At 68.2% G+C, this 21,228-nt stretch carries 25 protein-coding genes; 20 read left to right on the forward strand and 5 right to left on the reverse strand.

The window, feature by feature from the left end; all coding sequences use genetic code 11:
- Position 1 precedes the first annotated feature (1 nt).
- The 6 genes from FHW84_RS05655 to FHW84_RS05680 are packed head-to-tail and all read left to right on the forward strand — an operon-like array spanning position 2 to position 5,206.
- Positions 2 to 649: a hypothetical protein gene (locus FHW84_RS05655; RefSeq protein ID WP_167253264.1), complete on the forward strand. Its 648-nt coding sequence runs from the start codon at positions 2 to 4 to the stop codon at positions 647 to 649.
- Complete coding sequence (locus FHW84_RS05660; protein WP_167253266.1) at positions 646 to 1,275, forward strand: FliH/SctL family protein; 630 nt, start codon at positions 646 to 648, stop codon at positions 1,273 to 1,275. The genes FHW84_RS05655 and FHW84_RS05660 overlap by 4 nt, the downstream gene beginning before the upstream one ends.
- On the forward strand, positions 1,272 to 2,624 hold the full coding sequence (locus FHW84_RS05665) for a FliI/YscN family ATPase (protein WP_167253268.1): 1,353 nt from the start codon (positions 1,272 to 1,274) through the stop codon (positions 2,622 to 2,624). The genes FHW84_RS05660 and FHW84_RS05665 overlap by 4 nt, the downstream gene beginning before the upstream one ends.
- Entirely contained in the window at positions 2,621 to 3,109 is a 489-nt protein-coding gene (locus FHW84_RS05670; RefSeq protein WP_167253270.1) for a hypothetical protein, read from the forward strand. The genes FHW84_RS05665 and FHW84_RS05670 overlap by 4 nt, the downstream gene beginning before the upstream one ends.
- Positions 3,110 to 3,116: 7 nt before the next feature.
- Positions 3,117 to 3,836, forward strand: coding sequence for a type III secretion HpaP family protein (locus FHW84_RS05675; protein WP_167253272.1), 720 nt, complete (start codon positions 3,117 to 3,119; stop codon positions 3,834 to 3,836).
- Between the two features lie 11 nt (positions 3,837 to 3,847).
- Positions 3,848 to 5,206, forward strand: coding sequence for a LysM domain-containing protein (locus FHW84_RS05680; RefSeq protein ID WP_167253274.1), 1,359 nt, complete (start codon positions 3,848 to 3,850; stop codon positions 5,204 to 5,206).
- 189 nt (positions 5,207 to 5,395) lie between these two features.
- Here FHW84_RS05680 and FHW84_RS05685 read toward each other — a convergent pair whose 3' ends face one another.
- Both FHW84_RS05685 and FHW84_RS05690 read right to left on the reverse strand, forming a co-directional pair.
- Positions 5,396 to 6,151 (reverse strand): ankyrin repeat domain-containing protein, encoded by a 756-nt coding sequence (locus FHW84_RS05685; RefSeq protein WP_167253276.1) that lies wholly within the window; start codon positions 6,149 to 6,151, stop codon positions 5,396 to 5,398.
- Positions 6,152 to 6,233: 82 nt separating this feature from the next.
- Entirely contained in the window at positions 6,234 to 7,214 is a 981-nt protein-coding gene (locus tag FHW84_RS05690; RefSeq protein WP_167253278.1) for a DUF2974 domain-containing protein, read from the reverse strand.
- 217 nt (positions 7,215 to 7,431) lie between these two features.
- On the opposite strand from FHW84_RS05690, the gene FHW84_RS23200 reads away from it, so the two are divergent.
- Positions 7,432 to 9,201: a LysM peptidoglycan-binding domain-containing protein gene (locus FHW84_RS23200; RefSeq protein WP_167253280.1), complete on the forward strand. Its 1,770-nt coding sequence runs from the start codon at positions 7,432 to 7,434 to the stop codon at positions 9,199 to 9,201.
- Between the two features lie 134 nt (positions 9,202 to 9,335).
- Here the strand turns inward: FHW84_RS23200 and FHW84_RS05700 are convergent, their stop codons facing one another.
- The 3 genes from FHW84_RS05700 to FHW84_RS05710 are packed head-to-tail and all read right to left on the reverse strand — an operon-like array spanning position 9,336 to position 10,312.
- Entirely contained in the window at positions 9,336 to 9,662 is a 327-nt protein-coding gene (locus tag FHW84_RS05700; RefSeq protein WP_167253282.1) for a hypothetical protein, read from the reverse strand.
- A 28-nt stretch (positions 9,663 to 9,690) separates the two neighbouring features.
- On the reverse strand, positions 9,691 to 9,885 hold the full coding sequence (locus FHW84_RS05705; RefSeq protein WP_167253284.1) for a hypothetical protein: 195 nt from the start codon (positions 9,883 to 9,885) through the stop codon (positions 9,691 to 9,693).
- A 7-nt stretch (positions 9,886 to 9,892) separates the two neighbouring features.
- A complete protein-coding gene (locus FHW84_RS05710) occupies positions 9,893 to 10,312 on the reverse strand; it encodes a hypothetical protein (RefSeq protein WP_167253286.1) in 420 nt (139 codons plus the stop codon).
- Between the two features lie 116 nt (positions 10,313 to 10,428).
- Here FHW84_RS05710 and queD point away from each other — a divergent pair, with 116 nt between their 5' ends.
- The 13 genes from queD to glmU all read left to right on the forward strand — a co-directional run bounded on the left by queD (position 10,429) and on the right by glmU (position 21,095).
- Positions 10,429 to 10,791, forward strand: a complete 363-nt coding sequence (queD, locus tag FHW84_RS05715) for a 6-carboxytetrahydropterin synthase QueD (protein WP_167253288.1) — start codon at positions 10,429 to 10,431, stop codon at positions 10,789 to 10,791.
- A gap of 154 nt (positions 10,792 to 10,945) precedes the next feature.
- Positions 10,946 to 11,341 carry a phasin family protein gene (locus FHW84_RS05720; RefSeq protein WP_167253290.1) on the forward strand — a complete coding sequence of 132 codons (396 nt, stop codon included), beginning with the start codon at positions 10,946 to 10,948 and terminating at the stop codon, positions 11,339 to 11,341.
- 262 nt (positions 11,342 to 11,603) lie between these two features.
- The gene (locus FHW84_RS05725) at positions 11,604 to 11,969 is read left to right on the forward strand and encodes a hypothetical protein (protein WP_167253292.1); all 366 of its coding nucleotides are present in this window, start codon (positions 11,604 to 11,606) and stop codon (positions 11,967 to 11,969) included.
- Positions 11,970 to 11,972: 3 nt separating this feature from the next.
- Complete coding sequence (gene atpB, locus FHW84_RS05730) at positions 11,973 to 12,806, forward strand: F0F1 ATP synthase subunit A (protein WP_167253294.1); 834 nt, start codon at positions 11,973 to 11,975, stop codon at positions 12,804 to 12,806.
- 76 nt (positions 12,807 to 12,882) lie between these two features.
- Positions 12,883 to 13,170 (forward strand): F0F1 ATP synthase subunit C, encoded by a 288-nt coding sequence (atpE, locus tag FHW84_RS05735; protein WP_167253296.1) that lies wholly within the window; start codon positions 12,883 to 12,885, stop codon positions 13,168 to 13,170.
- 83 nt (positions 13,171 to 13,253) lie between these two features.
- Positions 13,254 to 13,724, forward strand: coding sequence for a F0F1 ATP synthase subunit B (locus FHW84_RS05740; RefSeq protein WP_167253298.1), 471 nt, complete (start codon positions 13,254 to 13,256; stop codon positions 13,722 to 13,724).
- A gap of 3 nt (positions 13,725 to 13,727) precedes the next feature.
- Positions 13,728 to 14,261: a F0F1 ATP synthase subunit delta gene (locus FHW84_RS05745; protein ID WP_167253300.1), complete on the forward strand. Its 534-nt coding sequence runs from the start codon at positions 13,728 to 13,730 to the stop codon at positions 14,259 to 14,261.
- Between the two features lie 91 nt (positions 14,262 to 14,352).
- Positions 14,353 to 15,903 (forward strand): F0F1 ATP synthase subunit alpha, encoded by a 1,551-nt coding sequence (gene atpA, locus FHW84_RS05750; protein WP_167253302.1) that lies wholly within the window; start codon positions 14,353 to 14,355, stop codon positions 15,901 to 15,903.
- 102 nt (positions 15,904 to 16,005) lie between these two features.
- Positions 16,006 to 16,923, forward strand: coding sequence for a F0F1 ATP synthase subunit gamma (gene atpG, locus FHW84_RS05755; RefSeq protein ID WP_167253304.1), 918 nt, complete (start codon positions 16,006 to 16,008; stop codon positions 16,921 to 16,923).
- A 126-nt stretch (positions 16,924 to 17,049) separates the two neighbouring features.
- Positions 17,050 to 18,483, forward strand: a complete 1,434-nt coding sequence (gene atpD / locus FHW84_RS05760) for a F0F1 ATP synthase subunit beta (protein WP_026635370.1) — start codon at positions 17,050 to 17,052, stop codon at positions 18,481 to 18,483.
- A gap of 119 nt (positions 18,484 to 18,602) precedes the next feature.
- The gene (locus tag FHW84_RS05765) at positions 18,603 to 19,028 is read left to right on the forward strand and encodes a F0F1 ATP synthase subunit epsilon (RefSeq protein WP_026635371.1); all 426 of its coding nucleotides are present in this window, start codon (positions 18,603 to 18,605) and stop codon (positions 19,026 to 19,028) included.
- Between the two features lie 102 nt (positions 19,029 to 19,130).
- Complete coding sequence (locus FHW84_RS05770) at positions 19,131 to 19,682, forward strand: hypothetical protein (RefSeq protein ID WP_343203562.1); 552 nt, start codon at positions 19,131 to 19,133, stop codon at positions 19,680 to 19,682.
- A 45-nt stretch (positions 19,683 to 19,727) separates the two neighbouring features.
- Positions 19,728 to 21,095: a bifunctional UDP-N-acetylglucosamine diphosphorylase/glucosamine-1-phosphate N-acetyltransferase GlmU gene (gene glmU, locus FHW84_RS05775; protein ID WP_167253306.1), complete on the forward strand. Its 1,368-nt coding sequence runs from the start codon at positions 19,728 to 19,730 to the stop codon at positions 21,093 to 21,095.
- Positions 21,096 to 21,228: the final 133 nt, after the last annotated feature.

The following is a 21,228-nucleotide window of genomic DNA, read 5'->3' on the forward strand; positions in this document are numbered from 1 at the left end:
CATGCGTCGCCAGCACGCGCGGGCCGCGCTCGACGGCCTGCATCCGGCGCGCTGCGCGGCGCTGCCGGTGCCGCTGCTGGAACGTGCGCGGATGTCCGCGCTCGGCCGGCGCCAGCTCGCACGTGCGGCACTGCGCATGCAGCCGCGCGTGTTCGCGCCCGACCAGGAGCGCTGGGCGATGTGGGTGGAAGAAGAACCCTGGCTGCACTGGCCGCAGGCGGAGCTCGATGCGTTCACCCGCGTACTCGGCGCGATCGCGCTCGGTCCGGCGGTGCGCGTCACGGTGGAGCGCAGCGAAGTGCTGTTCCTGCGCGAAGCGCTGGGACTCGAACATTGGCGCCGCGCGCAGGGTGCCGACCCCTGGCGCGGCCCCGCGCCCGAAGCCGTGCGCAACATGGGCCGCGCACTGATCCAGCGTTGCGAGCGCGATGCCGGCGCTCTGCGCGAGGCCGCCTACGAGCGCGGCAAGATCGAATTCCTGGGCCATGCCGGCCGCCACGATCCGCGGCTGGCCGAGCGCCTGGCGCTGGCCTATGCCACCGCGCCGGCGCTGCCCTGCGCGAAGGAAGCCTGGCTGCCGGCGTCCACCGTGCCGGCCCTGCTAGCTCCCGTGCCGGTGGAACCTGTCGCGGAGGAGCCCGCCCTATGAACGCTCAGGCCATGTTCGTCGACCGCGAGCGCTTCCAGCTGTATCTGGATGGCGGCGTGATTCCGGCCGCCGCTTGGGCGCCGCTGCAGGAAGCCCAGCGCATCCTGGACGAGGCCAACGCGATCCTGCGCCAGGCGCAGCAGGAAGTGGAGCAGATCCGCGGCCAGGCCAAGTTCGAAGGCCTGGTCGAAGGCCGCGAGCGTGGCCTGCGCGATTGCGCGCGTGCGCTGGAGGCGCTGGTGGTGGCACGCGCCGCCGCCACGGTGGAATTGCGCCGGCGCGCCAGCGAGATCGCCATCGCGGTGGTGCGGCATATCGCGCCGGCGATCGGCGCCGAGCGCCTGGTCGCCTCGCTGGTGGCCGAGGCCATGCAGAAGCTGGTGTTCGAGCCGCACCTGCTGGTGCGCGTGCATCCGGACGTGGCCGAGCAGGCCCGGGCCGAAGTGGCCGCGCTGGGCGCGGCGGCGGCGCCGGACACCGAAATCATTGGCGACCCGGAACTGGACCGCTTCGACTGCATCATCGAATCCGCCGGCGGCATGGTGCGCGCCGGCTTCAACGAACAGCTGGAACAGGCGCGCGTGATCCTGGCCGCCGCCGAGCACAGCGGGGCCGGCGTGCCATGAGCCTGCCGCAGCCCGACGCGCCGCTGCCGGAGACCTTCGCCGCACCCAGCGACGACCCGCTGCTGCGCGCGCTGAGCCGGCGCGACACGCTGCAGCGCGTGGGCCGCGTGGCCGAGGCCTACGGCACCCTGGTGCGCGCCACCGGCGTGCGCGCGGCGATCGGCGAGCTGTGCCTGCTGGAGCAGCCGGACAACGATTTCTGCCTGCCGGCCGAAGTGGTCGGCGTGTCGCAGCACCAGACCCTGCTCACCCCGCTGGGTCCGCTGGAAGGCATCTCCACCGCCACCACCGTGACCGCCACCGGCAAGCAGGCCACCGCGCCGGCCGGCATGAGCCTGCTCGGCCGCGTGATCGACGCGCACGGCGATCCGCTGGATGGCCTGGGCGCGCTGGAGCATGTGGAACGCGTGCCTTTGTATGCGGCGTCGCCCAATCCGCTCAGCCGCCAGGTGATCGACCAGGCCATGCCCACCGGCGTGCGCGCGATCGACGCCGCGCTCACCATCGGCCGCGGCCAGCGCACCGGCATCTTCGCTGTGGCCGGCGGCGGCAAGAGCACCTTGCTCGGCATGCTGGCGCGCAACGCGCAGGCCGACGTCAACGTGATCGTGCTGGTCGGCGAACGCGGCCGCGAAGTGGGCGAGTTCCTGCACGACAGCCTGGGCGAGGAAGGCCTCAAGCGCAGCGTGGTGGTGGTCGCCACTTCCGACCGGCCAGCGCTGGAGCGCAGCCGCGTGGCCTGGCTGGGCACGGCCATCGCCGAATACTTCCGCGACCGCGGCATGAACGTGCTGCTGATGATGGACTCGATCACCCGCTTCGCCCGCGCGCTGCGCGACGTCGGCCTGGCGATGGGCGAGCCGCCGTCGCGGCGCGGCTTCACGCCGTCGGTGTTCTCCGCGCTGCCGCGCCTGTTCGAGCGCGCCGGCACCAACGACAAGGGCGCCATCACCGCGTTCTATACGGTGCTGATGGAAGACGAGGACGGCAGCGATCCGATCGCCGAGGAAGTGCGTTCGATCCTGGACGGCCATATCTATCTTTCGCGCCGGTTGGCGCAGGCCGGGCACTACCCGGCGATCGACGTGCTGGCCAGCGCCAGCCGCCTGATGCCGCGCGTGACCGGCAACGCGCACCAGCGCGCCGCCTCGCTGCTGCGCCGCTACCTCGCCAAATACCGCGACATCGAAATGCTGTTGCAGCTGGGCGAGTACAAACCCGGCGGCGACGCCGACGCCGACACGGCGATCGCGCGCATCGACGCCATCAACCAACTGTTGCGCCAGGGCACGCACGAGGCGGCCGACTTCGCCGGCACGCGCTCGCGCCTGACGGGAGTGTGCACATGAGCGCCGGTCCTTTCCCGCTGGAACCGCTGCGCACGGTGCGCGGCATCCGCCTGCATGCGCTGGAGTCGGAACTGAAGCAGTGCCGCGAACGCCACCGCCTGGCCGACGAGGAACGCCATGCGGCCGACGAGCGCCTGCAGCAGGCCACGTTCGCGCGCCAGGATTTCGCCGACCGCGCCTGGACCGGCATGTTCGCCAACGGCGCGCCCACCGCGCTGGCGATCGACCGCTACGAGCGGCACCTGGCCCTGCTCGATCACCAGATCCTGCTGCGCCGCGCGGAGCTGGACGAGCGCGAGATCGCCTGCGCGCAGACCCAGGACGCGCTGGACCGCGCCGCCGCCGCGTGGCGGCAGGCGCGCGGCAAGCTCGACGCCGTGGACGAAATGAAACAAGGCTGGCTGCGCGAGATGCGCGGCCGCATCGAATGGAGCGAGGAACAGAACCTGGAAGAACTGTTCCTGCGCCGCGCACCGACGAACTGAGGTCCCTATGCGCAACGATGCCACCACCGCCACCCACACCACGCCGCCCGCGCCGCATACGCACGGGCATACGCAGCGCGCCAAGGACGAACCCGCGCGCGGACGCGAGGACATCCAGCGCTTCCGCAAGCTGATGGACGGCAAGGGCCAGGACGCGCAGGACAGCGGCGAGGCCGCCACCGGCCCGCGCGGCCCAGGTGCCAGCGAACAGGAAAAGGCATTGCGCGAACTGCTGCAGCGCCAGCTCGACGCTTCCGCCGGCAGGGCCACCGCACTGCCGCCGCGCGACGGCGAGCGCGACAGCGGCAGCGATACGTCTTCGGGCGGCGGCCAGCCGGACGGCCAGGCCCAGGCCAGCGCCGGCGCGCAGGCCTGGCAGCAGGCGCAGCAGATCGTGCTGCACGGCGCGGAACAGCCGGCGCCCGCCGCGCAGGCGGCGCTGGCGCCCGCGCTGGCCGAGCTGATCGAGCGCCACGTCAAGCGGCTGCTGGTGCCCGATGCGCGCAGCTCCGCGCAGTCGCGCGAAATCATGATCACCTTGAAGGACGGCGTGCTGCCCGGCACCGAGCTGTGGCTGAGCCGTACCGACAAGGGCTGGAAGCTGCGCGCCGACACGCATTCGCCGGATGCCTACCGGCAGCTGCTGGACGGCGCGCCGCAGCTGATCGAGCGGTTCGCCAGCAGCCGGCTGGGCGAGCTGGAGATCGCTCCGTCCCTGCTGAGCTGAGGAGAGGGGCGATGGGCATCCACCTTCCGAACGATCCGGTGCTGCGGCTGTTGGGCGGCGACCGCGGCGGCCACGATGCGCAGGGCAACGGCCACGTGCAGCTGAGCTTCCCGATGTCGCCGGGCGACACGGTAAGCACCATCGCCGACAAGCTCGGCCTGCCGCTGGACAGCCTGCTGCAGGTCAATCCCGGCATGAGCGCGAACACGCCGCTGTCGTCAGGGCTGACCGTGCAGCTGCCGGTGTCGAGCCTGGGCGATCTGAATGGCAACTGGGGCAATCGCGGCAACGGCAATGTCGACAATCCATCCGGCCACGAACTGCCCCTGCTGCCGGAGCTGGCCGATGCCTTGCGCGGCAGCGCGCGCATCGACGGCATCCAGCTGGGCGTGACCTTGTCGACCAGCGGCGGCCTGCAGGCGATTCCCCTGATTTCCGCCGGCGCCATGAACAGCGCCGACCTGGCCGCGCAGGCCTCGCGCAACCAGCTCGCCGGCTGGCCCGGCGGCACCGTGCCCGGCAGTGCGCCGGTGAACTACGTGCAGGGCGCGGACCGCAGTGGCGCCACCGCGACGGGCGTACCCGCCACCGCGCTGGGCGCCGCGCGCGCCGACGGCGTCGTGCTGAGCTTCGCCCAGGCTGCCGGCGCGATGGCGCAGGCGGCGCTGAACAACCAGCACGGCAACGACTCCGTGCCGCCGCCTCCGCCGATGCCCTGGCTGGACGGCACCCGGCCGGCGCTGGTGAGCACGCCGATGGCCTGGCAGGCGGTGCCGCAGGGCATGCCGCCGGCCGGCTGGAGCGTGGCCGCCGCGGCGGTGGACGGCAACGAAGCGAAGCTGCAGATCATGGCCCTGCTGATGGCCCAGCTCGGCCAGGCCGCCGCCGGCAGCGCCGGCGCGGCGAACGTGCAGGCGCCCGGTTTTATCGACCCGCAGGCCGTGGCCGCGCAGGCCGCGGCGATGCGCGCCGGCCGCAATATCGACCTGGGCGCCGGCCGCAGCCTGCAGTTCACCCTGGTGCAGGACCGCATGCGGCGCGTCGGCGCGGTAGGCGAAGAGGAACGCGCAGCCGCTGGCCGCCGTCCGGGCGAGGCAGAGGTGAAATCCGCGCGCGAACGGCGCGCCGCCGACGCCGAGGAAACGCAGGAAAACCGCGACCGCCGCGAGCAGGACCGCCGCCGCCGCGCCGCCGAAGCCGCGCTGCGCCGCCGCCGCAAGCTCAGCGCCCGCTGCCGTCCGCGCCGCGGGCCGCGCATGCCGTTGCGCGAGGCGGGGCGCGGGCGTTATCCGAAGGCGGTGGATTGGGCGGAGTTCCGTGGGCGGCTGCCGCCGCGCTATCTGTGGGGCAGTGCGCCGGAAGCGCAGTAGCGCACCACCGTCCGCATACCAGCTCAACTTCCGCGCAACACCTCAACTGGCGTCATCCCGGCGCAGGCCGGGATCCAGTGGCGATAAGCCATGTGCAGGCGAGGAGTTCAAGGACTCAGCTTTTGAGCCTTTCGCGACAATCGAGCGGCGACGCTACTGGATCCCGGCCTGCGCCGGGATGACGAGCGTTTATTGCACGCCCTGCTCCACCGCAACATTGTGCAACCGCAGCCACTGATGCACCTGCTCGTGCTGCGCGCGTGCCGTGGCGTTCAAGCCACCCGCAGGAAGAATGTTGAAGTACGTCTGGAACGTCGCCCCCTGCTGATTGCGCCGCGTCGCATCCGCCCCGGCCTCCAGCAGGCGCAGCACGCAATGCGTGCGATGCACCTTGGCCGCGACGTGCAGCGGCGTATTGCCCAGGCGGTCGGCGCGGTTGGGATCGGCGTGATGGGCGAGCAGCAGGTCGAAGGCATCTTCGCCGGGGTTCATCAGCGCGGCGTCCAGCGGCGGCGCCTGCGTCACGCCGTGCGGCGCGTTCGGGTCGGCGCCATGGTCGAGCAGCAGGCGCAGATAGCTGGAGTCGTTCGCCATCGCCGCCAGGTGCAGCACCGTGGCGCCGCCCACGCCGGGGCGCGCCGGATCGGCGCCGGCGCGCAGCAGGGTTTCCATGGCGCGGCGGTCCTTGTGCAGCAGCGCCCATTCCAGCGGTGTTACGCCGCGGTCGCCCTGCGCGTTGAGGTCGGCGCCTTGCTCGCGCAAGGCGCGCACGCGTGCTTCGTCGCCTTGCGCGGCGGCATCGACCAGCGCCACCACGCGCGTATCCGTGAACACCTTGCTTGCATCCGTGTCGCTCATGGCCTGGGTTTCCGCGGCGGCGCCGGCGAGCGCAAGGCCTGCCAGCAGACACCAGGCAATACGCCTGGGGCGAAGGATGTGCATCATGCCGGGTTCTCCCATGTCGGCCCAGCGCCGAAAGCCGCCCGAGTACAGCAGAGGCGGCGTCACGGTTTCATGGTGGGGCGGCTCAGGGCTGCCAGGGATGGTCTTTCTGCAGCGCGGCGAGCACGGCGTCATCCAGATGCAGGTCGACGGAATGCTTGGCCACGTCGACGGCGTACTTCGCTTCCAGCACTTCCGCCTTGCCGTCGAGCCAGTCGTACCAGTGGATGTCCGGCTTGGCGACCGGATCGGGATCGTGCAGCGCGATCTTGTGGCCGACCGCATCGGGCAGGGGCGAGTGTTCCTGCACGGTGGTGAGGATCTCGCCGTCCACCGCGTAGCGCCGGATCAAGCCGTTCCCGGCCTGCTGCTTCAGCGCCGCGGGATCGCCGTCGGGAATCAGCCGGCGGATCGTCTCGTCGTTGAGGCCCGCGGCATTGAAGGTGACGCCGGCCGAATCCGTCGCCAGCGAGGCGATCGAGGCGAGGCCGCCGCCCAGCGAGTGGCCGGTGATGGCCAGGCTGTCGCCGAACGCCGCCTTGGCTTCCGTGGCCAGGGCCACCGCCTGGTGGTACTGCGCGGCCGGGACACCTAAGCCCTGCTCGGCATTGTTGAGCCAGTCCTTGATGTCGTTGGAGCCGGCGAAAGCCAGCACGCGGTCGCCGTTCTTGTCCTGGTAGATGGCGGCGCGGAAGCCGGTGCTCGGGTCTTCCAGCGAGGCGGGGTCGATGCCGGCCTGGGCGAGTTGGTCCGCGGTAAGGCGCGTCCAGCCATCGACGCCCTGGCTGTGCGGATCGTAGACGTCCTGTGCGATGCGCATGAGCTGCAGATCGATCGCCTTCGGGTCGGTGCCGCGCACTTGCGCGTCGAAGTCCGGCGCGCCGGCGCCGGAAGCGCCGAACATCGAGCCGGTGAGCTTCGCCAGTTGCGGATTGAACGCCAGCTGCGGCTGCGAGACGTGCGCGTCGGGATGCGCGGCGCCGCTGGCTGCGGCTTGCGCCGAAGCGCCGTAGCGATCTACCGGCAGCGCCGCGCCGCTGCGTTGGGACTGCAGTTCCAGGTACATCGCTCCACCTCCCATGGTGACGCCCGGACGATAGCCCCGCGGCTCGAGCGCCGATCAGTAGGGCGCTCCCTAGCTGGGGTTTTCCCTAGATGGTCTGGACGTCCATCTAGGGTTGCACCTAGCTGGGGAAAGTCCCAATGGGAGAGCTCGTTGTCACGATGCTGCAATTCGGCGGCCGGCCAGGTGGGCCGCATGCATCCGAGCAGAGAGGCCTTCCATGACCGCAGTCAGCGCCGTGCGTTCCTCGCCAGCCTTCGCCGCGAGCGACGAGTCGTCGAATACGTATTCCGTGCGGCATGGCGATTCGCTGTCGGCGATCGCGCAACGCTTCGGCGTGTCGCTGGCGGCGCTGGAGGCGGCCAATCCGCAGATCGCCAACCCCGATCGCATCTATCCCGGCGACGTGATCCATCTTCCCGCCCATGCGAACGATGGCGGCGCCGCGCCTGCCGCGCCCACCGGCGGCGCGCAAGCGGCGGCGGGCAAGGCGGGGCCGGCCTCGGGTTTCAGCATCAGCCAGAACGGCGTGCAGATGATCGAGGGCTTCGAGGGCTACAGCGCCACGGCGTATCCCGACCCCGGCACCGGCGGCGCGCCGTGGACCATCGGCTACGGCCACACCAAGGGCGTGCAGCCGGGGCAGACCATCACCCGCGCGCAGGCCGAGCAATACCTCAAGGAAGACCTGGCCTGGGCGCAGGATGCGGTGCGGCGCAATGTGCATGTGCCGATCACGCAGAACCAGTTCGATGCCTTGGTAAGCCTTACCTACAACCTCGGCGCGAACGGTTATCCGGGGCTGCTGGCCAAGCTCAATGCCGGCGACTACAAGGGCGCGCAGGCAATGTTCGGCGAGTACGTGCATGCCGGCGGCCATGTCCTGCAGGGACTGGTGAACCGGCGCGCGAAGGAGGCCGCGTTGTTCGGCAGCGATGCGCCGAATGGCGGTAATCCGCCGGCACCGCCGTCGCCTCCTGCGCCGCCGGGCGGTTCGCACGATTACACGGTGCAGTCGGGCGATACGCTGTCGGCCATCGCCGCGCGCCAGGGTGTGTCGCTGAAAGCGCTGGAAGCGGCCAATCCGCAGATTCGCGATTTCAACCATATCTATCCCGGGCAGGTCATCCATCTGCCGGGTGGCGGCGGCAGTGCGGCATCGGGTGGCAGCTATACGGTGAAGCCGGGCGACACCCTGTCGGGTATTGCCGCGCGCCATGGCGTGTCGCTTTCCGCGCTGCTCGCGGCGAATCCGCAGATCGCCAATCCGAACCGCATCTATCCGGGCCAGGTGATCCATCTGCCCGGCGGCGGCAGCGCGAGCAGCGCGCCGGCCAGCCACGACTACACCGTGCGTTCGGGCGACAGCATGTCGAGCATCGCCTCGCGCAACGGCGTATCGCTGGCGGCGCTGGAGCGCGCGAATCCGCAGATCGCCAATCCCAATCGCATCTATCCGGGGCAGGTGGTGCATATCCCCGGCGCGGGCGGCACGCAAGGCACCGGCGGTACGCAGGGCACCGGTGGCGTGCATGGCGGCAGCGGTGCGAGCGGCAGCAAGGTGGTGGACATCGCCAGGCAGTTTCTCGGGCGCAATGCGTCGGAGCTGGAACGCAGCGGCGCCTTGCCGATGAATCCCGGCGTGTCGCCCGACGAGTGCTGCGCGAATTTCGTCTCCGCGGTGCTGCAGAAGGCGGGCGTGCTCGACCGGCACACCGACCTGGTGTCGGGTTCCAGCCGCACCGGTCCGGGCGCGCCGGGTTCGATCGGGCGGATCTTGAAGGACCGCGGCTGGAAAGTGGTCGATGCGGCCCATGCGAAGCCGGGCGACGTGTGCATCCTCAACAACGGCGGCCACGTCGAGCTGGTGGCCAGCAACAGCGGCGGCAACATCCAGCTGATCGGTTCGAACAACACCAATCGCAACGGCACGCAGCAGGTGGGCTACGGCCACCCCTACGGCGGCGCGTGGTACCTCACGCCCCCTTGAGCCTGCGGCCAGGCGGGGGAGGGCGAAGGGCGGCCTGCGGGGCGCCCTTCGTCTTTTGCAGTGCCCGATAGCCCGCGCGAAAAGAAGAGGCCCCGTGCCGGGGCCTCTTCCAAGCGATGCCGTTCGCGAATGACTTACTGCTGCTTCATGCACACCGCCCACACCACGGCGAGGAACGAAAGCGTGCTTTGCGTGGGCGTGCCGGTGTAGCGGATCGTCCAGCCCTGCTGGGTGCCGCCGATGGGCGCGTTGTAGAGCACGTTGGCGGTGTCGGCGATGAACTTGTAGCCGCCGCCGCTGACGACTTCATCGGCCTGGCACGAGATCGTCAGGTCGCCGGCGGTAGCGCTGCTGCTGGCCGAGCGCGTGGTGGTCACGAGTGCGGCGTCGGCCACCGAACCGTAGCCGAGCAGGATCAAACCGATACAGGCAGCTTTGGTAAGAAATGTCACACGACGCATAAACCCTCCTGGTTAGTGTGTGTGTTGCTCAGGCTTCGAAAGGCGTCTTGCGCCAGCCCTGCGTGTCGCTTGGCGTGGCGGTCTTTCCTGGCGCCATGTCGAGCCGCTGCGGCTTATATCGGGGATGTTGTGAATCTTCCGCGCAGACCTTGGCCTGGCTGTCGGTGAGCTTGCGGCGATCGAAGGCGTGCCCGGTGCAAGGCCGGAACGACGGTGCTTTCAAGCCTTGCTCAGTCGACGAACAGCGTTGTCGGCGCGCCATAGGTCTGCGCCCAGGCGGTCCAGGCCGGATCGGTCGGGCCGATCGCTTCGGCCTTGATGGTCCAGTGGCCGGCCTTGCGTTCCAGCAGCGCGGCATAGGCGCGCGACATCGCGCCATGGCTGGCCGCTCCGGCGAACTCGGTGCCGGTGAAATCCACCGGCGTGCCGCCCGCGCCTTGCATATGCGCGTGCAGGAAAGCCCAGTCGCCCGCGACGCGAAGCCGATCGACCGCGAACTGCACCGGTTGGTGCAGGCGCCGTTCCAGCGGCGCGCGGGCCGCGTCGAGGATGGCTTTGCGTTCGGGGCTGCCGGCGTCGGGCGTGCCGATGGAAGAGGCGGTGGCGGTCATGGCAGTCAGGCTCAGCAGCAAGGTGGCGAGAAGGCGCATGGGAAGGGCTCGGGCCTTGGCCGGCCGAGTATCGCGCCGGCGCGGCGGGCGCCGGACCTGGGGCGTTCCCCAGTGCGCGCAAGGCGCCATGGCGGGGTGGGCGCTAGAATGGCGCAATGCATATCTTCAAGCTCTTCCATCTCGAAGCCGCCCACCGCCTGCCCCATGTGCCGCCGGGGCATAAGTGCGCGCGCCTGCACGGCCATTCCTTCCGCGTGGAAATCCATGTGGAGGGCCAGCCGGATCCCCAGCTGGGCTGGGTGATGGACTTCGCCGACGTCAAGGCGGCCTTCGCGCCGCTGTACGAACAGCTGGACCACCACTACCTCAACGACATCGAGGGGCTGGAAAACCCCACCAGCGAGAACCTCGCGCGCTGGATCTTCCGCCGCCTGGAACCGCGCCTGCCGGGGCTGGACAAGGTGGTGGTGCACGAGACCTGCACCTCGGGCGCCAGCTGCAGCCGCGCCAGTTTTTGACGCGACGCGGCATTTCATGGATTTGTCATAGTTGATTGTTCTTAAAATAATTTAATGTGACAAAGCGCGTCTTCACAAAAAATATATTGCGCTGCACAAAAATCCTTGTTAGGCTTTGTCCCACTACCCCCATTCCCTTCGAGGGAGCAAAGCCATGACCCAGCAACTGAATGCCCAGGTGTTCGCCTACGCCAAGCAGCTGACCGACAACGCCTTCAAGGCCCAGTCGGTGGCTTTCAAGGCTCTGGAGAAGATTGCCGAGCTGCAGTTCCAGGCGCTCGAGAAGCAGTCCCAGGTGACCTCCGACTACATCGCCGATGCGCTCGAAACCCGCGACATCGAAGGCCTGCGCACCCTGTGGGAAAAGGGCAGCGCGCTGAGCCGCGAGAACGCCGAGCGCGCCGTCGCCGTGACCCAGGAAATCATCGCCGTCACGCAGAAGACCGCCGAGTCGCTGTCCGCCCTGGTGCAGGAACAGCAGCAGGCCGCCAACGACGCCGTGTCGGCCCCGGTCGCCGCGGTGAAGAAGGCCGCCGCCGCCGCGAAGTAATCCGCTTCAAAACGTCGCTCCCTCCCTCGGCGACGTCCCCCAAGGCCGGACTGGTTCTCCAGTCCGGCCTTTTTCTTGCCCGCGGCATGGACACCGTGCACACGCGCCGGTCGGCAAAGTAGGCGATCGGGCACGAAAGTGCGGCATAACGCAGGAACGCGGCTTGTCCGTCTAAATGCCCCGCTGATATACTTTTTAAGATTGGACCGTGGCCCGCAGCTGGATCGGTGCCGCCTAGTGCGAAGCCGCGCGGGGACCTCACGTGCTCAACAGTCTTGCCTCCGGACGTCGTCTCGCGCTGCGCATCGTGATGCTGCAGCTCGCCACGGCGGCGATCGTGGGCCTCGCTTTCCTGACGCAGGGGTACCGCGATGCGATCGCGGCCGCTGCGGGCGCCGCACTGGTGGCGCTGGGTACCGCGCTGCTGGCGTCGCGTACCTTCGCAGGACTGGGCGGGGGCGGCATGACCATGGGCCGGATGGTTTCAGGCATGGTTCTGAAATGGATCGCGATCGCTGGAGGGCTGATCGTGATCCTGGGTCAATACAGACTGCCGCCACTGGCCGCTATCACGGGGCTGGTGGCTGCGTACGCAATAAATCTGCTGGCGTTCCGATTCAAGGGCTGAGACATGGCAAGCGAGCCTCAGGGCGGTTTAACCGAATACATCCAGCATCACCTGCACCACAACGTGGTGAGCCTGGGTGACGGTGCTTTCATGAAGCTCCATCTCGACTCGATCGTGGTGGCCTTCCTGCTCGGCGCGCTGTTCTGCCTGTGGTTCTGGCTGAAGGCGCGCAAGGCCACCTCGGGCGTGCCGTCCAAGGGCCAGGCCTTCGTCGAGCTGATCGTCGAATTCGTCGACACCCAGGTGAAGGACACCTTCCACGGCGACCGCCGCACGGTGACCCCGCTGGCGCTGTCGATCTTCATGTGGGTGACCTTCCTCAACGCGATGGACCTGCTGCCGCTGGACGCACCGGGCTTCGCCGTGACCACCGCCGCCGGCGCCGAGGCCGCGCACCACACCTTCTTCCGCTGGGTGCCGACCGCCGACATCAACACCACCGTGGGCCTGGCCCTGGTCGTGTTCTTCATCGTGCTGGGCCATGGCATCAAGGCGAAGGGGGGGCTGGGCTTCGGCAAGGAGCTGATGACTGCGCCGTTCCATGCGCACAACCCGGTAGTCGTCGCCATCCTGGTGCCGTTCAACTTCTTGCTCAACGTCGTCGAATACCTGTCTAAGCCGGTGTCGCTCGCGATGCGACTCTTCGGCAACATGTACGGCGGCGAGCTTGTGTTCATGCTGATCGCGGGCCTGTTCGCTGGCTGGATCAGCTTCCTGCCGGGCGTGGTGTTCAACACCGCATGGGCGATCTTCCATATCCTGATCATCCTGCTGCAGGCGTTCATCTTCATGATGCTGACGATCGTGTACATCGCCACGGCGCGTGAGCATCACTGACGTTTTTGTTTCAACCGGTCCCGCTTTAAACCGCTTCGTCTTTATCAATCTATAGAAAGATTCACAGGAGAATTCCATGAACGTCGCCGAACTTCTTACCCATGTGCAGGGCCTGACCGCCATCGCCATCGGCATCATCATTGGCCTCGGCGCTCTGGGCGCTTGCTTGGGCATCGCCATCATGGGTTCCAAGTTCCTCGAGTCCGCCGCTCGCCAGCCGGAACTGGTTCCGCTGCTGCAGGGCCGCATGTTCCTGCTCGCCGGTCTGATCGACGCGGCGTTCATCATCGGTCTGGCCGTGGCGCTGCTGTTCGCGTTCTCCAACCCGCTGCTCTCGGCTGTCCAGCAGGCCGCCGGCCACTGATCAGCGCGACATGAGTCGTCGCAGCGGCCCGCCGCTGCGGCGATCGGCGGTTTAACGCGTTACCGGAGTTATTTGGAAAGCTCATGAATATCAATCTGACTTTCCTGGGCCAGATGGTGTCGTTCGCCATCCTGGTCTGGTTCACCACCAAGTTCATCTGGCCGCAGCTCAATGCCGCGATCGAAGAGCGTCAGAAGAAGGTCGCCGAAGGCCTGGCCGCCGCCGAGAAGGCGCGCGCCGAGCTGAAGGACGCCGACGCCAAGGTCGCCACGGAGATCAAGCAGGCCCGCCAGCAGGCCGCCGAGATCATCGAGCGCGCCCAGCAGCAGGCCAACCAGATCGTCGACAAGGCCCGCGAGGACGCTGTCGCCGAGACGGCGCGCCTGAAGGCTCAGGCCGGCGAAGAGATCGCCAGCATGCAGCAGCGCGCCCGCGAGGAACTGCGCGGCTGGGTCGGCCGTCTTGCCGTGCAGGGCGCGGAGAAGATCGTGCAGCGCGAAGTCGACGCCTCGGCCCACAAGGCCCTGCTCGACCAGCTCGTCGCCGAGATCTGAGCCATGGCCCAGGCAATCACTCTCGCCCGCCCGTATGCCCGCGCCGCTTTCGAGCTGGCGCGCGCGTCCGGTGCGCTGCCCGCGTGGTCGCAGGCGCTGGCCTTCGCCGCCGCGGTGGCGAAGGACGCCCGCGTGGCCGCGCTCGGCAACGACCCGCGCGTGCTGCCCGAGCAGCTCGTCGCGCTGCACCTGCCGCAGGGCATGGACGCGCAGGCCCCGTTCGCCGGCTTCCTGGCCGAACTGGCCGAGCATCGCCGCATGGCGCTGCTGCCGGAAGTGGCCGACCTGTTCGAGCAGTACAAGCGCGAGGCCGAGTCGCAGCTGCTGGTCAAGGTGACCAGCGCGATGGCGCTGGACGCCGCGCAGGCCGAGCAGCTGAAAGCCTCGCTCAAGCGCCGCTTCAAGCGCGACATCGAACTGGAAACCCAGGTCGACGCCTCGCTGCTCGGCGGCGTGGTGATCGATACCGGCAGCGAAGTGATCGACGGCTCCGTACGCGGCCGCCTGGCGCGCCTTTCCGGCGCGCTGACGGCCTGAGTACGCGCAGAGCCAGCCCGGCCGGCCCGCGCCTGCGCGGAACGGACCGGATCTCGACTAGCGAATTCAAAAAAATCCCAGGATAACCACCATGTCCAGCACCACCTTGAACCCGTCCGAGATCAGCGAGCTGATCAAGACCCGCATCGAGCAGTTCAAGCTCGGCGCGGAAGCCCGCAACGAGGGCACGATCATCAGCGTGTCCGACGGCATCGTGCGCATCCACGGCCTGGCCGACGTGATGCAGGGCGAAATGATCGAGCTGCCGGGCAATGCCTTCGCCCTGGCGCTGAACCTCGAGCGCGACTCGGTCGGCGCGGTGGTGCTGGGCGAATACCAGCACCTGCGCGAAGGCGACACCGCCAAGACCACCGGCCGCATCCTCGAAGTGCCGGTCGGCCCGGAGCTGCTCGGCCGCGTGGTCGACTCGCTGGGCGCGCCGATCGACGGCAAGGGCCCGCTCAACGCCAAGCTCAGCTCGCCGATCGAGAAGGTCGCGCCGGGCGTGATCTGGCGCAAGTCGGTCGACCAGCCGGTGCAGACCGGCTACAAGTCGGTGGACTCCATGATCCCGATCGGCCGCGGCCAGCGCGAGCTGATCATCGGCGACCGCCAGACCGGCAAGACCGCGCTGGCCATCGACGCGATCATCAACCAGAAAGATTCCGGCATTAAGTGCATCTACGTCGCCATCGGCCAGAAGCGTTCGTCGATCGCCAACGTGGTGCGCAAGCTCGAAGAGAACGGCGCGCTGGCCAACACCATCGTGGTGGTGGCGTCGGCCTCCGAGTCGGCCGCGCTGCAGTACATCGCGCCGTACGCCGGCTGCGCCATGGGCGAGTACTTCCGCGACCGCGGCGAAGACGCGCTGATCATCTATGACGATCTGTCCAAGCAGGCCGTGGCCTACCGCCAGATCTCGCTGCTGCTGAAGCGTCCGCCGGGCCGCGAAGCCTATCCGGGCGACGTGTTCTATCTCCACTCCCGTCTGCTCGAGCGCGCCGCGCGCGTGTCGGAGGAGTACGTCGAGAAGTTCACCAACGGTGAAGTGAAGGGCAAGACCGGCTCGCTGACCGCGCTGCCGATCATCGAGACCCAGGCCGGCGACGTGTCCGCCTTCGTGCCGACCAACGTGATCTCGATCACCGACGGCCAGATCTTCCTCGAGACCGACCTGTTCAACGCCGGCATCCGCCCGGCCGTGAACGCCGGTATCTCGGTGTCGCGCGTGGGCGGTTCGGCGCAGACCAAGATCGTCAAGAAGCTGTCCGGCGGCGTGAAGCTGGCCCTGGCGCAGTTCCGCGAGCTGGCTGCGTTCGCGCAGTTCGCCTCGGACCTGGACCCGGCCACCCGCGCCCAGCTGGACCGCGGCCAGCGCGTCACCGAGCTGATGAAGCAGAAGCAGTACGCGCCGCTGTCGATCGCCGAGCTTGCGCTGTCGGTGTACGCCGCCGAGAAGGGCTACCTGGACGACCTGGCGGTCGACAAGGTGCTGCCGTTCGAGAAGGGCCTGCATGCGTTCTTCCACCAGAACCACGCCGAGCTGATGAAGAAGATCGTCGCCACCGGCGACTGGAACAACGACATCGAAGCCACCTTCAAGTCCGGCCTGGACGAGTACAAGAAGACCGGTAGCTGGTGAAGTACCGGGAATAGGGAATAGGGAATCGAAGAGCGCGAGCTCGCATCCCTGTTCCCGATTCACCATTCCCGATTCCCCCGAGCAAGCGCAGCGAGCGAGAACATGGCAGGCGGACGCGAAATCAAATCCAAGATCAAGAGCACGCAGAACATGCGCAAGGTGACGCGCGCGCTCGAAATGGTCTCGGCATCGAAGATCCGCAAGGCGCAGGATCTGATGAAGGCCTCGCGCCCCTATGCGCGCCAGATGCGCAAGGTGATCGCGCACGTCGCCCAGGCCAGCACCGACTTCAGCCATCCGTTCCTGGTGCAGCGCGAGAAGGTCGCGCGCGTCGGCTACGTGGTGGTGTCGACCGACCGCGGCCTCTGCGGCGGCCTGAACTCCAACCTGTTCCGCCGCCTGCTGCCCGCCATCCGCGAGTGGCAGGACAAGGGCGTCGAGGTCGACGTGGTGGCCGTGGGCCAGAAGGCCACGCAGTTCTTCCGCCGCATCAAGGGCGTGAACCTGGTCGGCAGCGTCACCCACCTGGGCGAGAAGCCCAAGCTCGAGCAGCTGGTGGGCGTGATCAAGGTGGTGCTGGACGCTTATACGGCCGGCAAGCTGGACCGCGTGTTCCTGGCCTACAACGACTTCGTCAACACCATGACGCAGAAGCCGACCCTGGACGCGCTGCTGCCGCTGCCCCTGGTGGCGGCGGAGCTGGAAGCGCACCAGTCGGCCGGCGAGTCGGCCTATGCCGGCATCAAGCTCGAACAGTCGCACGACTGGGACTACATCTACGAGCCGGACGCCGCCACGGTGCTGGAGTACGTGCTGGGCCGCTACATCGAGTCGGTGGTCTACCAGGGCGTGCTGGAGAACCTGGCCAGCGAGCATGCCGCGCGCATGGTCGCCATGAAGGCGGCCTCGGACAACGCGAGCAAGGTCATCGGCGAGCTGACGCTGGTCTACAACAAGGCCCGTCAGGCGGCGATCACGCAAGAGATCTCCGAGATCGTCGGCGGCGCCGCGGCTGTATGAGTGCGATCATCCATGATCGCTAAGATCAAACGGGCGGCCATCCATGGCCGCACTCTTCACTAAAACCACGCGACCAGAACGGGCGCGGTCAAACCAGACATTCAAAGATCCATCCGGAGCATTTCCATGAGCCAGGGTAAAGTTGTACAGATCATCGGCGCGGTCATCGACGTCGAGTTCGCGCGCGATCAGGTGCCGCAGGTTTACGACGCGCTGAAGATCGACGGCACCGACATCACGCTGGAAGTCCAGCAGGTGCTCGGCGACGGCGTGGTGCGCACCATCGCCCTGGGTTCGCCGGACGGCCTGAAGCGCGGCCTGGCCGTGCGCAACACCGGCGAAGGCATCAAGGTGCCGGTCGGCAAGGCCACCCTGGGCCGCATCATGGACGTGCTCGGCAACCCGATCGACGAAGTCGGCCCGATCGAAGCCGAAGACCAGTGGGTCATCCACCGCGAAGCGCCGTCGTACGACGACCAGGCGCTGGCCAACGAGCTGCTGGAAACCGGCATCAAGGTGATCGACCTGGTGTGCCCGTTCGCCAAGGGCGGCAAGGTCGGCCTGTTCGGCGGCGCCGGCGTGGGCAAGACGGTGAACATGCTGGAGCTGATCAACAACATCGCGACCCAGCACTCGGGCCTGTCGGTGTTCGCCGGCGTGGGCGAGCGTACCCGCGAAGGCAACGACTTCTATCACGAGATGCAGGACGCGGGCGTCGTCAAGATCGACAACCTGCCCGAGTCCAAGGTGGCGATGGTGTACGGCCAGATGAACGAGCCGCCGGGCAACCGCCTGCGCGTGGCGCTGACCGGCCTGACCATGGCCGAGTACTTCCGCGACCAGAAGGACGAGCACGGCAAGGGCCGCGACGTGCTGTTCTTCGTCGACAATATCTACCGCTACACGCTGGCCGGTACCGAAGTGTCCGCGCTGCTGGGCCGCATGCCGTCCGCGGTGGGCTACCAGCCGACGCTGGCCGAGGAAATGGGCGTGCTGCAGGAACGCATCACCTCGACCAAGACCGGTTCGATCACCTCGATCCAGGCCGTGTACGTGCCCGCGGACGACCTGACCGACCCGTCGCCGGCCACCACCTTCGCGCACCTCGATTCCACCGTGACGCTGAGCCGCCAGATCGCCTCGCTGGGCATCTACCCGGCGGTGGATCCGCTGGACTCGACCAGCCGCCAGCTCGACCCGAACGTGGTCGGCGCCGAGCACTACGACGTGGCCCGCCGCGTGCAGGGCACGCTGCAGCGCTACAAGGAACTGAAGGACATCATCGCGATCCTCGGCATGGACGAGCTGTCCGAGGAAGACAAGCAGCTGGTGTACCGCGCCCGCAAGTGCGAGCGCTTCTTCTCGCAGCCGTTCCACGTGGCCGAAGTGTTCACCGGCGCCCCGGGCAAGTACGTGACGCTGAAGGAAACCATCCGCGGCTTCAAGATGATCGTCGACGGCGAAGTCGACCACATCCCGGAGCAGGCGTTCTACATGGTCGGCGGCATCGACGAGGCCATCAAGAAGGCCGAGGACATGGCCGCGAAGAAGGCGGCTTGATGGTGAGGGAATAGAGAATAGGGAATAGGGAACAGTAAGAGCCTCGCAACTGAGCGCGCTTCTCCCGATTCCCTATTCCCGACTCCCTATTCCCTAGCGAGCGAAGCGAGCAAAAACCAATGAGCCATACCCTTCGAGTCGACATCGTCAGCGCCGAGGCCGAGATCTTCCACGGCGAGGCGACGATGGTGATCGCCACCGGCGAAATGGGCGAGCTGGGCATCGCGCCCCGCCACGCGCCGCTGATCACCCGCCTCAAGCCCGGCCACGTCGACGTGGTGCTGGCCAACGGCGAGCGCCAGCAGTTCTGGGTCTCCGGCGGCATTCTCGAAGTGCAGCCGCAGGTGGTGACCGTGCTGGCCGATACGGCCGCGCGCGCCGCCGACCTGGACGAAGCGGCCGCGCAGCGCGCCAAGCAGGAAGCCGAGGACGCCCTGGCCAACCGCACCGACGCCGAGGACATCGCCGAGGCGCAGGCCAAGCTGGCCCAGGCGCTGACCCAGCTGCAGGCGCTGGAGCGCCTGCGCAAGAACCTCAAGCACTGATCTCCCGCGCCGGCCACGGCGGAAAGAGATATGCGGAACGCCGGCCTTGTGCCGGCGTTTTCGTTTGGGCATGTTGCGCCGATGCATCCGGGGGAGCCGCGCGTGACAAAGCGTTTCCGCATCGTGTCATCGGGTCTGGCGGCATGCCTTGCCGCCTGCGGCCAGGTGCCGCCACAAACATCGGCCACGCGGCCGCAGGGCGATGCCACCTGGCATGCCGTGGTGCCCGCTGGCACCGCGCGCTACGAGCTGGCGCTGGGCGAAGTCTCCAGCGGGGCCGCCCCGGAGCATCGCGTCACGCCCGTGTATCCGGCTTCGCTGCTGGCAAGCTGCCCGCCGCCGGAAGAAGTGCGCGCACTGTTCATCGTCAGCGCCACGGGCAAGGTCGACGACGTGCGCATCGACGACGAAGCCAACGCCGATGCCGACCGCCGCCTCTATATCGCCGCGGTGAAGGCGGCCGCCAGCCAATGGTCTTTCCTGCCCTTGAAAGTCGAACGCTGGGCCGCCGACGCCAACGGCGAAAGCCACCTCGTCGACAGCCAGGCGCGTCCGTTCAGCCTCGCCTACGATTTTCACTTCGAATGCCACGGAGGTGCGGCGCGCGTCACGGCTGGCGACGCTGCGTCAGCCCCCGGTCATGGAGCGAAATGAGCGGCTGCTATCCTGCTTCGCTGACCCAGGCTCCAAGGGACCGACATGAAGAACATGCCCCTGCACGTCATTGTCCTCGCCGCCGGCGAAGGCAAGCGCATGAAGTCCAAGAAGGCCAAGGTGCTGATGCCGCTTGCCGGCCGCCCGCTGCTGGCGCACGTGCTGGCCGCGGCGCGCGCGCTGTCGGCGCAGCAGATCCACGTGGTCTACGGCCACGGCGGCGACCAGGTGCTCGCCGCCTTCGAAGGCCAGCCTGACCTGCGCTGGGTGCTGCAGGCCGAGCGCCTGGGCACCGGCCACGCCGTGGCCCAGGCCCTGCGCGACGTGCCGGACGATGCCGCGGTGCTGGTGCTGTACGGCGACGTGCCGCTGACCCGGCCGTCCACCCTGCAGCGCCTGATCGATACCGACGAAGCGCTCACCGTGCTCGCCACCCGCGTGGCCGACCCGAAGGGCTACGGCCGCGTGCTGCTGGACGGCAACGGCTTCGTGCGCGCCATCGTGGAAGAAAAAGACGCCAGCGACGAGCAGCGCGCGATCGACCGCATCAACACCGGCATCGTCGCCGCGCACGCCGCCGCACTGAAGCGCTGGACCGCGAAGCTCGACCGCAACAACGCGCAGGGCGAGTACTACCTCACCGATATCTTCGCGATGGCCGCGGCGGAAAGCCGCCCGGCCTTCTGCGTGGAATGCGACGACGAGATGGAAGCGGCCGGCGCCAACAATCCCTGGCAGCTGACCGAACTCGAAGCGGTCTACCGCCAGCGCGCGGCCAAGGCGCTGGCGCTGGAAGGCGTGCGCATCGCCGATCCGGCGCGCATCGATATCCGCGGCCGCGTCACGGTGGAGCGCGACGTGGACATCGACATCGACGTGATCCTGGAAGGCGACGTGCAGCTGGGCGAGGACGTGCGCATCGGCGCGTTCTGCCGCCTGAAGGACGTGCAGCTCGCCGCCGGCACCGTGGTGCAGCCGCACTGCGACCTGGAAGGCGTGGTCACCCACGGCCCCTGCACCATCGGCCCGTTCGCGCGCCTGCGCCCCGGCACCGAGCTGGCCGCCGGCGTGCACGTGGGCAATTTCGTCGAGACCAAGAAGGCGAAGCTGGGCGAGGGCAGCAAGGCCAATCACCTGAGCTATCTGGGCGACGCGGTGATCGGCGCGAAGGTCAATATCGGCGCCGGCACCATCACCTGCAACTACGACGGCGTGAACAAGAGCGTCACCCGCATCGACGATGGCGCGTTTATCGGCTCCAACAGCGCGCTGGTGGCGCCGGTGCGGGTGGGTGAAAACGCGACGATCGGTGCGGGTTCGGTCATTACCCACGATGCGCCGGCGGGGCAATTGACCGTGGCGCGTGGACGCCAGGCCACCTTGCATGGGTGGAAGCGTCCCGAGAAAAAATGAGCTTTGTCCTCACTGGATGCCGGCCTGCGCCGGCATGACGGTTTTTGATCGTCATTCCGGCGCAGGCCGGAATCCAGTAGCGAAGCGCCACATGGAGTGAGCGGCCCCAGAGCGTTGCTCTTTCCGCCAAAAT

This window comes from Dyella sp. SG562 (assembly GCF_011759495.1).
GTDB classification, from domain to species: domain Bacteria; phylum Pseudomonadota; class Gammaproteobacteria; order Xanthomonadales; family Rhodanobacteraceae; genus Dyella_D; species Dyella_D marensis.